11 protein-coding genes and 1 pseudogene are annotated in these 13,107 nt (G+C 46.4%); 3 read left to right on the top strand and 9 right to left on the bottom strand.

The window, feature by feature from the left end; all coding sequences use genetic code 11:
• Nucleotides 1-13: 13 nt before the first annotated feature.
• A complete protein-coding gene (locus MUK70_RS18465) occupies nucleotides 14-1,363 on the top strand; it encodes an Nramp family divalent metal transporter (RefSeq protein WP_234608618.1) in 1,350 nt (449 codons plus the stop codon).
• Nucleotides 1,364-1,545: 182 nt separating this feature from the next.
• Entirely contained in the window at nucleotides 1,546-3,492 is a 1,947-nt protein-coding gene (locus MUK70_RS18470) for a KUP/HAK/KT family potassium transporter (RefSeq protein WP_234608619.1), read from the top strand.
• Between the two features lie 47 nt (nucleotides 3,493-3,539).
• Here the strand turns inward: MUK70_RS18470 and MUK70_RS18475 are convergent.
• The 7 genes and pseudogenes from MUK70_RS18475 to MUK70_RS18505 all read right to left on the bottom strand — a co-directional run bounded on the left by MUK70_RS18475 (nucleotide 3,540) and on the right by MUK70_RS18505 (nucleotide 10,171).
• Nucleotides 3,540-4,057: pseudogene (locus MUK70_RS18475) on the bottom strand (phosphoribosyltransferase family protein).
• A 30-nt stretch (nucleotides 4,058-4,087) separates the two neighbouring features.
• On the bottom strand, nucleotides 4,088-4,795 hold the full coding sequence (locus MUK70_RS18480) for a glutamine amidotransferase-related protein (RefSeq protein WP_234654394.1): 708 nt from the start codon (nucleotides 4,793-4,795) through the stop codon (nucleotides 4,088-4,090).
• On the bottom strand, nucleotides 4,795-6,186 hold the full coding sequence (locus MUK70_RS18485; RefSeq protein ID WP_234654395.1) for an aldehyde dehydrogenase family protein: 1,392 nt from the start codon (nucleotides 6,184-6,186) through the stop codon (nucleotides 4,795-4,797). The genes MUK70_RS18480 and MUK70_RS18485 overlap by 1 nt, the downstream gene beginning before the upstream one ends.
• A 2-nt stretch (nucleotides 6,187-6,188) precedes the next feature.
• Nucleotides 6,189-6,962 carry a glucose 1-dehydrogenase gene (locus MUK70_RS18490; RefSeq protein ID WP_234654396.1) on the bottom strand — a complete coding sequence of 258 codons (774 nt, stop codon included), beginning with the start codon at nucleotides 6,960-6,962 and terminating at the stop codon, nucleotides 6,189-6,191.
• Between the two features lie 161 nt (nucleotides 6,963-7,123).
• The gene (locus MUK70_RS18495) at nucleotides 7,124-8,500 is read right to left on the bottom strand and encodes a glutamine synthetase family protein (RefSeq protein ID WP_234654397.1); all 1,377 of its coding nucleotides are present in this window, start codon (nucleotides 8,498-8,500) and stop codon (nucleotides 7,124-7,126) included.
• 28 nt (nucleotides 8,501-8,528) lie between these two features.
• A complete protein-coding gene (locus tag MUK70_RS18500; protein WP_234654398.1) occupies nucleotides 8,529-9,152 on the bottom strand; it encodes a DUF4230 domain-containing protein in 624 nt (207 codons plus the stop codon).
• A gap of 11 nt (nucleotides 9,153-9,163) precedes the next feature.
• Entirely contained in the window at nucleotides 9,164-10,171 is a 1,008-nt protein-coding gene (locus MUK70_RS18505) for a bile acid:sodium symporter family protein (RefSeq protein ID WP_234654399.1), read from the bottom strand.
• A gap of 168 nt (nucleotides 10,172-10,339) precedes the next feature.
• Between MUK70_RS18505 and MUK70_RS18510 the strand changes: the two genes are divergently transcribed.
• Nucleotides 10,340-11,113: a glycoside hydrolase family 16 protein gene (locus MUK70_RS18510; protein WP_234654400.1), complete on the top strand. Its 774-nt coding sequence runs from the start codon at nucleotides 10,340-10,342 to the stop codon at nucleotides 11,111-11,113.
• A 1-nt stretch (nucleotide 11,114) separates the two neighbouring features.
• Here the strand turns inward: MUK70_RS18510 and MUK70_RS18515 are convergent, their stop codons facing one another.
• Nucleotides 11,115-12,284, bottom strand: a complete 1,170-nt coding sequence (locus tag MUK70_RS18515; protein ID WP_234654402.1) for a PepSY-associated TM helix domain-containing protein — start codon at nucleotides 12,282-12,284, stop codon at nucleotides 11,115-11,117.
• A gap of 108 nt (nucleotides 12,285-12,392) precedes the next feature.
• On the bottom strand, nucleotides 12,393-13,025 hold the full coding sequence (can, locus tag MUK70_RS18520; RefSeq protein ID WP_234608629.1) for a carbonate dehydratase: 633 nt from the start codon (nucleotides 13,023-13,025) through the stop codon (nucleotides 12,393-12,395).
• Nucleotides 13,026-13,107 lie beyond the last annotated feature (82 nt).

Here is a 13,107-nt window from a genome sequence, read left to right on the forward strand (position 1 = left end):
ACGGCTTTAAAAAATGATTGATAGTTTGAAAATACAGGAGACCCAGCGTAACACGACACCTGGTGAAGGCGGAAGGCTTGCTTCTTTATCAGAAGTGCATTCCTCGATAGTCGTTCCGGAAGGTGCAGGATTCTGGAAAAAATTGATGGCATTTACGGGGCCGGGGTTAATGGTCGCCGTGGGATATATAGACCCGGGGAACTGGGCGACAGACATTGAAGGTGGCTCGCGGTTTGGTTATACATTGCTATCCGTTATACTGATTTCCAACCTGTTTGCCATGCTTTTGCAGCATCTTTCGCTCAAACTGGGCATTGCGTCCGGCCGTGATCTGGCGCAGGCCTGCCGGGATTACTATTCCAGACCGGTTTCATTTGTCCTTTGGGTGCTTTCGGAAATCGCTATTGCTGCCACGGACCTGGCCGAAGTGATCGGTTCAGCCATCGCATTAAACCTTCTTTTCGGTCTCCCATTGCCGCTAGGCGTGCTTTTTACAGCTTTTGACGTGCTGATTGTGCTTTATTTTCAGCAAAAAGGATTTCGCATTATCGAAAGCATTGTTGCGGGTTTGATGGGCATTATCCTGCTGAGCTTTATTTATGAAATGGTCGTTTCCCAGCCTTCCATGGCCGGAATTATGGATGGCCTGATCCCAAAAACACAAATTGTAACGGATTCGGGAATGCTCTACATTGCCATTGGGATCCTGGGCGCGACGGTAATGCCGCATAACCTTTACCTGCATTCCAGCATTGTGCAAACGCGGGCTTTTAACCGCGACGACGAAGGCAAGAAATCCGCCATACGCTTCGCTACGATAGATTCTACCGTTTCTTTATTCCTCGCATTTTTTATCAATGCTTCCATCCTGATCCTCGCTGCAACGGCTTTCCACTCAAACGGACACTTTGAAATTGCGGACATTACGGACGCATATCATTTACTGGATCCTGTATTGGGTGTTGGTCTGGCGGGGATATTCTTCGCACTAGCCTTGCTTGCTTCCGGCCAGAGTTCCACATTGACAGGCACATTAGCCGGGCAGATCGTCATGGAAGGATTTTTGAATATCCGGCTGAAACCCTGGCTGCGTCGCCTCATTACGCGAGGCATTGCGATTGTTCCTGCACTGATCGTTTCCTATTTGTATGGAGAAAAGGGAACGGCCGATCTGCTGGTGTTCAGTCAGGTAATTTTGTCACTGCAATTGAGCTTTGCAGTTGTGCCGCTGGTGTTTTTCACTTCCAATAGCCAGATCATGGGACGCTTCGCGAACTCGAAGGTTTTGACCATTTTAGCATGGGTTATCACCTCGGTTATCATCTGTCTGAACCTCTTTTTGTTGTGGAAAACATTCACCTGAGGCGTAAATTTTAACTTACTTTAACACAGTCTCCTCAACCCGGAACCATTGCCCGGGCCTCCAAACACAATAATCCCGCTATACGTTCCGCAAGAAGTGCCCGATTGAAAATTAATTTCATCGCTGGAAGTATCATTTTGCATGCGGTTTCCTAACTTTCGCCGTTTTTCGACCTAAAGTGAATGGAATCAAAGCATAAATTAGATAAAGTTACGGCAGCGGGTGTCCTGGTTGCGTTCGGGATTATTTATGGAGATATAGGCACCTCTCCGCTTTACGTAATGCAGGCGATCATCCTGGATGAGATGATCACAGCAGAGATCATTTACGGCGCTATTTCCTGCATTTTCTGGACGCTTACCTTACAAACGACTGTCAAATACGTAATCCTGATTTTACGGGCTGATAATAAAGGGGAAGGCGGAATTTTTGCACTTTACGCACTCGTCCGGAAGCACGCCAAATGGCTCACTGTGCCTGCGGTTATAGGTGGCAGTACATTGCTCGCCGACGGGATCATCACCCCTCCTATTTCCGTTTCGTCCGCTGTGGAAGGTTTACAGCTCATTTATCCCAACATTCAGACTGTCCCCATCGTAATCGGCATCCTGACGCTAATATTTGTTATTCAAGCATTTGGAACCAAGGTCGTTGGCCGTGCATTCGGCCCCATTATGATCACCTGGTTTGTTATGCTGGGCGTTTTGGGGCTCTTCCAGATCCTGGAACACCCGGAAATACTAAAAGCCCTTAACCCGGTTTACGGCTACGACCTCATCACCAAACATCCCGGCGGTTTCTGGATCCTCGGGGCCGTTTTCCTTTGTACAACGGGTGCGGAAGCATTGTATTCCGACCTGGGACACTGCGGCCGCGAGAACATCCGTGTGAGTTGGATTTTTGTAAAAATATGCTTGCTACTCAACTATTTCGGCCAGGGCGCATGGCTTATTTCTGAAATGGGCAACCTGCTCGAAGCACGCAAACCATTTTATGAAATCATGCCCGAATGGTGGCTCCTTCCCGGCGTTGTCATCGCCACATTAGCAGCTATTATCGCCAGCCAGGCTGTTATAACCGGTTCATTTACATTGATATCCGAAGCGATCCGCTTGAATTTCTGGCCGAAAGTGCGGTTGATTTATCCAAGCGATCAAAAAGGCCAACTATATGTGCCCAGCATCAACTGGCTGCTGTGGATGGGCTGCTGCGGCGTAGTTCTATATTTTGGAAAATCCTCCAATATGGAAGCTGCTTATGGTCTGGCGATAACGTTAACCATGATCATGACGACCATTTTATTCTCCTATTATTTGTATATCAAACGGGTTAACTTGTGGATTGTCATTGTTTTCATGTTCATTTATTTGTGCATTGAGGGCATGTTCCTGGGGGCTAACCTGCTGAAATTTACGCATGGAGGCTGGTTTACAATTCTGGTCGGAACAATAGTGGCCGGTTTGATGACGGTTTGGCTGAAAGCTTTCTACATTAAGCTGCGATTGACTGAATATACCAAGCTGGAAAAGTATTTACCTGCATTACACGAGCTTAGCCGCGATATTAGTATTCCAAAATACACGACGCACCTCGTGTTTATGACCAATGCTTCACGGGCAACAGAAATTGAAACGAAAGTCATTTATTCTATATTCCAAAAACGGCCCAAACGTGCTGACGTTTACTGGTTTATCCACGTCGATATTACGGATGACCCGTATACAATGGAGTACAAAGTGCTGTCGGACGACGACAACAATGATAATGTGATCAAAATCAATTTCCGGCTTGGCTTCCGGGTGGATCAAAGGATCAATATGTTCTTCAGGAAAGTGGTTGAGGATATGGTGATGAACAAAGAAGTGGACATTACCAGCCGTTACGAATCGCTCAGCAGACAGAACATTACGGGAGATTTCCGCTTTGTTGTGCTGGAAAGGTTCCTGTCCTTTGAAAACGACCTGCCGCTCTTTGAACAGCTTGTTATGAAGACTTATTTCTTCGTAAAAGACTTCACCACGGCTGAGGATAAATGGTTTGGTCTGGACAGCAGCTCCGTCAAAATAGAGAAAGTGCCCTTGATTATCCGGCCGGTTGAGAATGTGAAGCTGCGGCGCGTTTTTAGCTAGAGACTTTCCAAGTCTTGAAGACTTGGAAAGTCTGGGTGCGGGGCGACTTATTTCAAGTAAACACCTTCCTCTTCCGGGCGGCTCAAAACCACTTCTACGTGTTCCGTAAGCGTTGTGCTTAATGCATAACCAACGTAATCCGCATGAATGGGGAACTTGTGATGGCTGCGATCCACGACCACTGCAACCTGGACTTTTTTCATGCTCACTTTCAGGAATGGTTCCAAAGCAAAAGCCAACGTGCGCCCGGTGTTCAGCACGTCATCAGCAATAATAATGACCTGATTTTCAACCTGAACATCCTTATCAAAAATGATGGGGCTCTGGAAATGAATGTGTTTATCAAAACGCAGCTCGATCAGCTCTACATGTAAAGGGGAAATGTCTGCAAGCTCGGCAACGAGTCGTTTTGCAAAGGCATAACCTTCTCCAGCAATCCCTGCAATGATAATGCTGGTGTTTCCTCAAAATTGTGCTCATATATTTCAAACGCAATCCTGCGGATCTTCTGGCTTGTTTGAAGAGGACTTAAAATCTGGCGTTTTGAAATTGTACTATCGGTCATCGGGTGTGCTGAATGCTTGTTGGGATAAAATTAAGAAGAGAACTTCTTTATCCAATGCGCAAACATGATTTCCTGCGTCGGCAATTCCAGACTTGCAATGCCCAGTTCTACCTTCTTTTCACCGATCCGCTCAGCCCGAAGCTGCATTAATGCTTTATCGTATTCTTTTGGAAATTCCGGGTGCGCCTGAATACCCAGCATCCGGTCGCCTACGCGGAACATGGCGTGCGGACAATCGGGCGTTTCCGCCAGCAATGTTGCGTCAGGCGGCAATTGTACCACTTGATCCTGACACATCATCAGCAAATTGAACACATCTGTAAATGGCTCCATCCAGCTTTCACGGACCGCCAGCTGGAAACGATGCACGCCTACGCACCAGCCCAAAGGTGATTTCTCCACCTTACCGCCTAATGCTTCGCCCAACATTTGATGCCCGAAGCAGACGCCAATAAATGTCTTTCCCGACCGATAAACCGAAATCACAAATTCCTTTAACTGCTCAATCCAATCTTCCTGATCATAGACAGAATTTTTGGAACCGGTACAAATGTAAATGTCACACGCATCCGCCGAAGCAGGAAATTGACCATTACAAACATCATAAAACTGAAAGTCCCAATCAGGGGCGACCTTTGAAAACAGCGCCGGAAACATTTCGCGATAATCTCCGGCAATGTGGCGCAGCTCGTCCCTTACATGGTCGCATTCCAGTAACCCAACTTTCACTGTTGACATTATGCGTTGATTCTCAAATGAAATGATTTCGGGCGGGTCAATGCCTCGTAACCGACTGTCGAAAGCGTGCAACCTCTGCCTGAATTTTTAACGCCGGTCCACGCGAGGGCAGGATCCAGATAATCGCAGCGATTCATAAACCAGGTCCCGGTTTCAACTTGCTCACCAATCGATAAGGCTGCATCCATGTCAGCGGTCCAAATGGAGGCTGTAAGCCCATATTGACTGTCATTCATCAGCTTAACCGCCTCCTCATCGCTTTCAACAGGCATGATGCCTACAACGGGAGCAAATGTTTCTTCCGTCATCACCTGCATGTTGTGGTTCACATTAACCAGCACCTGCGGGGCGAAATAAGGCGTTCCGGATTGATGTACCGGAAAAAGTTGGGGGTCGATCAATGCTTTTGCTCCTTGTGCAATGGCGTCATTCACCTGCTTTTGAGCAAATTCCGCTGCTGACGTGCGGACCATTGGCCCGAGCGTCGTTTCAGTGCTTGTAGGGTCTCCCAAAATGTAAGTTTTGGTCAATGCTGCAAACTCTGTAACAAACTGATCATAAACATCTTTATGCACATAAATCCGCTCGATCCCGCAGCACGATTGCCCCGAATTAAAAAACGAGCCATCAACCAGATTTTCAACCGCATCGGCCAAATCGGCATCCGCCCGCACATAAGCAGGATCTTTACCGCCCAATTCCAATCCGCCTATGATGAAACGCTCATTAATCGCTTTCTGCACGGCGTGACCACCTTCCACGGAGCCCGTAAAAGCAACATAATTAATGCGGTTATCTGCGATTACTTGTGCAACCTGCTCATGGTTTAAATGTAAATATTGAAATACACCCTTAGGCAAGCCTGCATATTCAAAGGCCGCTGCATAGCGTTCGGCACAAAGCGGCGTTTGCTGGGCATGCTTCAAAATCACAGCATTACCGGCCATTATAGCCGGAATAACGGAATTTACAGAAGTCAGATAAGGATAGTTCCATGGGGCCACCACGAAAACTACGCCCAACGGATCTCTGCGGATAAATCTTTTAAACCCGGAAATTTCCTCCACTTCTACGTCTGCTAATGCTTTCTGGGCGATGGAAATCATATAATGGGCCCGCTCCTGAAAACCCTTTCTGATCTCGTTGGCTGTGTAACGGACTGGTCTGCCCATTTGCCAGGTCAGTTCCAAACCTATTTCATCCGCATTGTCCAGGAAATATTCAACCGCTTTGCGACAGATCGCTTCGCGCTCATCCAGTGAAGTTTTACGCCATTCTTTCTGGGAAGCAATGGCATTGACCAACGCTGCTTCAACATCTTGGGGCTCTGCCAATGTCCGTTCCACATACACGGAGCCGTCAATCGGGCTTATTGTTTTTTGTATTGGCATAATCAGAGCGGTGTTACGTAAGCTGATGTGATTCCGCCATCAACCAGAAAATCAGTTCCTGTTACAAAAGAAGATTCATCGGAAGCCAGGAATAATGCAGCGTACGCCATTTCTTTCGCCTCACCGAAACGGCCCATGGGAATGTGGACTAGTCTGCGTTGTTTCTTTTCTTCTGTATTTAAAAATTTCATCAGCAATTCCGTGCGTAATGGGCCGGGGCACAGTGCATTAACGCGGATATTCTCGCGTGCATGAATGATTGCCAGCTCTCGTGTCAATGCCAGAACAGCGCCTTTGCTGGCTGTGTAAGCCACCTGCGGAGTGGCCGCACCCAATATCGCCACGAACGATGCAGTGTTGATAATAGATCCTCCGCCTGCGCGCTGCAACGCCGGAATGCCATATTTACAACCTAAAAACACGCCTTTTGCGTTGATGTTCATCGTTAAGTCCCAAATGGATTCGTCGGTCGTCATGGCATTATCATCATCGCTGTGCATAATGCCGGCGTTGTTGAAAATAACGTTCAGTTTGCCAAATTTCTCTTCTGCAAAAGCAACCGCCGCTTCATTATCAGCAGCTTTCGAAACATCGGAATGCAGGAAAAAAGCTTCGCCTCCATTGGCAACAATTTCATCAGCCGTTTCCTGTCCGGCGGCATCATTGACGTCCGTAACAACTATTTTAGCTCCTTCCTTGGCAAATAAAAGCGCAGTTTCACGCCCAATTCCACCGCTTCCCCCTGTGATCAGGGCCACTTTATTTTCTAAACGCATTGGTTTTTGTGGGGTTAATGTTTAATGGTGATTGAATTTTTATGTTAAAACAATTTGGTCTTTTTGGGAGGCCCGCCGGGGCCGGATTCATTTCGGTAATCCCTGTTTCTAGAAACAGGAGGCCGCGCCGCGGCCTGACAAGTTTAATGCTCCGCATTTTTTCAAATCTGTTCAAAATACCGCTTCCTTTCCCAATCCGTCACGGACGTGTCGTATGCCCTTTGCTCGGTTTTGAAAAAATGGCTGTAATGTTCGACGACTTCGCTGCCGAATGCATTTTTGGCGAATTCGCTGTTTTCAAATAATGCTGTGGCTTCGGCTAATGTATAGGGGACGCGTGGCAAATGTGCAGCTGCGTAAATGTCGCCGACGAAACATTCCGGAGGCTCGATCTTGTTTTTGATCCCGTCCAAACCAGATGCCAGCGAGGCTGCAAATGCGAGATAAGGATTGCAATCCGCGCCCGGAATGCGACATTCGATCCGCAGGCTCGCCCCGCTTCCTACCACGCGAAAACCGGCTGTGCGGTTGTCGTAGCTCCACGCAAGTCTGGTGGGCGCCCATGAGCCGTCCACGAAACGTTTATATGAATTAATGGTCGGGGCGTAAAATGGCATGACATCCGGGACGTGCCTGATCCAGCCACCGAGAAACCAGCGAAATAAATCGGATCCCTTTACCGGCCCGAATTCCTGGTCACCCATAAATGCGTTTTGCCCATCCTTCCACAAACTCATGTGAATGTGGCTGCTGGAACCTGCCTGATCACTTGCAAACTTGGCCATGAATGTGACGGAAACGCCCATCGCATCAGCTACTTCCTTCATGCATTGCTTATAAACAACGTGGTTATCAGCCATCGGAAGCACTTCTGCATACTTGACATTTAGCTCGTGCTGGCCTAGGCCCCACTCTCCCTTGGATGTTTCAACGTCAATGCCCGAATTTTTAAGGTGCCTTCTTACTGCGGAAGTGAACTTTTCATTACGGGTTCCCTGCATAATGTGGTAATCTTCAAGATAATAGCCCGCCGGTGTGAGATTTTGGTAACCTTGTTGAAAAGCCTGTTTGTAACTATTCTCTAAAAGATAATATTCCAGCTCAGAAGCAGCAAGACACTGCATGCCAGCGTCTTCCAGACCTTGTAACTGCTTTTTTAATATTGATCTCGGACCTATGGATTCCAACTGGTGTGACTTTTCATTGTACAGGTCACAAATGATCAGGGCTGTTTTTTCGAGCCAATCCGCAATGCGAAGGGTTGACAAATCCGGCACGAGGTGAAAATCGCCGTATCCGAGCTCCCAATTGGCATATTTGTAGCCTGGCACAGGCTCCATTGCCATATCTGTTGTCAGCAGATAATTACAACCGTGCGTGCCGGATCTGATCACCGAATCCAGAAAATAATCAGCGTCCACACGCTTGCCCATAAGCCGACCATAATGATCTGTAAAAGCAACAACGATTGTTTCGATCAGCCCTTCCCCAATTTTAATGGTCAGTTCTTCTTGCGTAAGGAATCCTCTTTTACTCATCAGAAAGGGTTATTTAGGAATTGTTAGACTAGCGCAACTTCTCAATTTTCGTATTAAGCGGAAACTTCAGGATCACTTTTTTCCCCGAAACTTTTTCCAGAACCGGGGTCAGTATTTTGCGTGCATTTTCTTTGGTTTGATCTAAAATACCCATATCCAGTGCCGATTTCTGGATCTGCTTTTCAGCCTGCTTATATGCTTCCTGAACCAGTTTCGCCTCTTCGTTGAAAGCATATTCAGTGTTATAAACCCTCGATTTGCTATGGTCAATTTTAAAGACACATAGCTCAGGCTCGGGCATATTGATAACCAGCGCTTCATTTTCGGAAGTAATATCGGCAATTTCGATTTTAGTCAAATCCACACAGCCAATAGCCTCGCCCTGTACAATTAAAATAGCCTTTGCGTTGGGCAGCCACATTTTGACAATTTGCTGTTCCACAACATCTTTGAAATTATACTTTACCAGTTCCAGCTTCCCCATCGCACTGATCTCCTGCAACACGAGCGCGTGCGTGGTTTCACTTTGTTCTTTGCTGCTCATCCAGTCAGGAACCCAGTTGCCTGCCCGGAAATTATTCCAGACCGAATTAAGCCCGGCGAGCAGCAAAATGAGCATCAGCAGGCGTATAATCCACGATAATGCACGCATAAAGTCTTGTTTTAATTGAAAATCTGCTTCTGCCCCTCTTCTTCCCTTGCCATCCGCTGCGCGATGATACTCGCCGCAATCAATTGAAGCGCGTGGTAAATCATGATAGGCAAAAGCATTAAACCTGCCTGGGCCCCCGGAAACAGCACTTTTGACATCACCGCTCCCTGAACAAGGGATTTTTTTGAACCACAAAAAACAGCCGTTACCCGATCTTCCCGATTGAAATGTAAAAGGTTGCTGATGAAGGTCAACAGAAAATAGATCCCGAAAAACAAACTCATCATTCCTATCCCTAAAAATACAATTTCTTTTATTCCCAGTGAACTAAACAAGTGCTCCCCGAATGATTCACAAAAAGAAGTGTAAACAATCAGCAAAATAGAAGATTGATCGAAATAACGGATGTATTTTTTGTGCTCTTCCGCGTAGTGTCCCCATTTTTTGTTCAATGCAATGCCTGCACAAACTGGTAATAATACTTGTAAGGACAACTTTCCTACTACTGAAAGCAGATCAAAATGCCCGGGTCCTGCATCCATCACCAAACCCATCCAAAGCGGCGTGATGAAGACGCCGATCAGGCTCGATATGCTGGCGTTGAAAATGGCGGCCGGAATGTTTCCCCTAGCAATCGAAACCATAACGACGGACGATGAAACGGTGGATGGAAGCGCGGTAAGAAAAAAAATGGCGAGCCAGAGCGTCTGACTTTCGTCCGTCTTGAATAAAGGACGAAAGGCCAGGGCCAGCAGTGGGAAAAGCACAAAAGTGGAGATATGCACCATCACGTGTAACTTCCAGTTAATGAGCCCGACGCGCAACTTTTCCGGGCTTAACCTCAGTCCGTAAAAGAAAAAAATGATAGAAACGGCAATGGTGGAAATCTTGGAAAGTGGCACCGGACTGTCTTTCATTCCAGGATAAGGCCAGAGCCACGCCAGGAAAATCATACTCAGCAAAGCCAGCATAAAACCGTCCAGACCCGCTTTTTTGGCTGTATCAAATATTTTACTCATTGTTACTGTGATTCGGCACTTGCGCAAATAAGGTGAAAAGTTCTCAAAATCTGCCGAACGGTATATTATTTTAATGATGCCCTTTGTATCGAACAAACTACCATTATTAAAGGCATGCTATCAACAATGAAGCATTTGAGTCTTTTTGTATTTTTAAACCTAATTATTATGCCTGCACAAGCGCAATGGAAGTTGGTCTGGGCTGATGAATTTGAAAAAGACGGCGCCCCGAATCCGGAAGTGTGGCAGCCCGAACAGGGTTTTACCCGCAATCGCGAAGCGCAATGGTACCAGGCTCAAAATGCTTATTGCAAAAATGGTTATCTCATCATCGAAGCCAGGCAGGAAAAACTCAAAAACCCCAATTACGTGCCGAATAGCAGCAACTGGAAAGAAAATCAGGAATATGCTGCGTACACTTCCGCCAGCATTATTACTAAAAACAAGCAAAGCTGGCAGTATGGGAGGTTCGAAATGAAGGGCAGGATCGACACGCAACTGGGTTTGTGGCCGGCGTTCTGGACATTGGGTGAGAAAGGGGAATGGCCGGATAATGGTGAAATTGACATTATGGAATTTTATCAGGGAATGTTGCTCGCTAACCTCGCTTGGGGATCGACAGAGCGTTACAAACCTATTTGGAATTCAGTAAAATTGCCGGTTAAAGACTTCAATGATCCCGAATGGTCTCAAAAATTCCATGTGTGGCGGATGGATTGGGATGAAAAATCGATCAAAATCTATTTAGACGATAAGCTGATCAATTCACAGGATCTGGACCAGGCGACCAATGCGGAACAAACCGCAATGCACCCTTTCCGGCATCCGCATTACATATTACTGGGCCTTGCCCTGGGCGGCGACAATGGCGGCGACCTCTCGAAAACGACATTCCCTGCCAAGTTTGAAGTCGATTACGTCCGCATTTACCAGAAAGAATAGGCTAACGGCTTACCAGATCCGGCTTCAATGAACGTGTGCTTTTCTTGACCTTTCTGGACTGTTTTTTCCGTCTGCCCCACCAGATAATGGTCCCTGTTACAGGTAAACTGGCGCAAATGAGGCTGGCCAGGAAAACGATGATCTTGCCCGGAAGTCCTAAAATGGCACCCACGTGAATGTCATAGTTCATTCTGCGTAATGTATTTGCGAAGTCGGCATCCTTATAACGCCCGGCATAAGGTCCCGTCATTTTGATTTTCTTGAGGGAATATTGGTCAAAATAATTATAGTCGACATTATAATATGTCCCGGCTCTGAAATTCACGAATGAAAAGATTGACTCTGATTTTGTATGTGGAATGGAAATGTTCATCCCTTCATTGACAGGATATTCCTTTTTTAATGCAAGCCAGACTTTGTCGACAGCCGTTATGGGCGTAAACGCGCCGGTTAGTAAGGTGGAATCCGAAGCAGGAATGTAATATTCATCCGAACCTTTACCGCCGGTCACATTGTAAAGTCCCTGGGAAAACCATTTGAAACCCCACACTAACCCTGTAAAGCCTAGTAAGAAGCCAATTGACAAGACATAGAAGCCGAAGACATTGTGCAAATCATAATTTTTCCGCCTCCACGCAGCGTCCCATTTAACCGAGAAACGCTGTTTTGCAGCTGATTTATTTTTTGGCCACCACAACACCAGTCCACTGATCAGCATGATCAGAAAAATCAATGTTGCAGACGCCACAACAGGCTGGCCAATCGTAGGCGGGAGCCACAAGTAATAATGTCCGTGCAGGATAAAGTGAAAAAAATCGCCTTCCTCATTCCAGACATGCTGCACCTGCGCAGTATACGGATTGACATAAACTACATAATAATATTCAGGATTAGCATTGTAAAACCCAACTTCGGCATTGCGCGTCGGAATGCCGTAAAGCACGCCGTTCGCCTTTTTACCGGGAAGCATCTTTTCTGCGCTGGCTTGTAAAACCGACGGCGGTAAAACTTTTGCATTACTGGCTGGCGGCTCCACGAACATGTAAGGCTGTGTGAAGCGCTTAATTTCATGCTCAAAAGCAAGGATACAACCGGTTATGGCTACCACAAAAACCACAATCCCGGACGCCAGACCAAGGTAAAGATGTAATTTCCCGATCAGTTTTTTCATTGGCACAATGCTTCTAATTACTATTTAGACTCAATCAAATTACTAATGTAGTGCGAACATTTCATAAAACAAGAAATCCTGATCGATTAGGACCAGGATTTCTTGTTTTTAATCAAACTGATATTTATAAATGCCGGTGACCTCGGTGCCTGGCGGCATGTCGATGATAGGTTTCAAAATGCCATCATGAATCCCGTAAACCCACCCGTGCAAGTGTACAGACTGCCCTTTTTGCCATGCTTTCTGTATAATGTCTGTCTTAGACAAGTTTTTCACCTGCTCCGTTACATTCAGTTCAACAAGCCTGTCGAAACGGGCTTTTTTGTCCTCAATTGCTTCAAGTTCAGACTCATGCTTGTCATAAACATCTTTGATATTACGAAGCCATTTATTGATCAGTCCAAAGTCGTCGTTCGTCATTGCTGCTCTCACCCCGCCACACTGATAATGTCCTACAACGAGAATGTGCTTTACTTTGAGGACCTCCACGGCATACTGAAGCACGCTTAGCATATTCATGTCCGTGTGCACAACGAGGTTGGCGACATTACGATGCACAAACATTTCACCCGGCTGCGAGCCGGTAAGGTCTTCCGCGGGAACGCGGCTGTCGGCACAGCCAATCCATAAAAAATCTGGTTTTTGATCTTTTGCAAGATTTTCAAAATAGGATTCGTCCAGATCCAATTGTTTGGCAGCCCACCCCTTATTGAACGTGAGGAGCCTTTTGTATTGTTCCATATCTTTTTTGAATTGTAATTTATGCTTGTGAAAGTGCTAAAATAACATAATATGCTTTCACATTCATTGAAAGCGGAGCAAC

This window comes from Dyadobacter chenwenxiniae, assembly GCF_022869785.1.
Classification (GTDB): domain Bacteria; phylum Bacteroidota; class Bacteroidia; order Cytophagales; family Spirosomataceae; genus Dyadobacter; species Dyadobacter chenwenxiniae.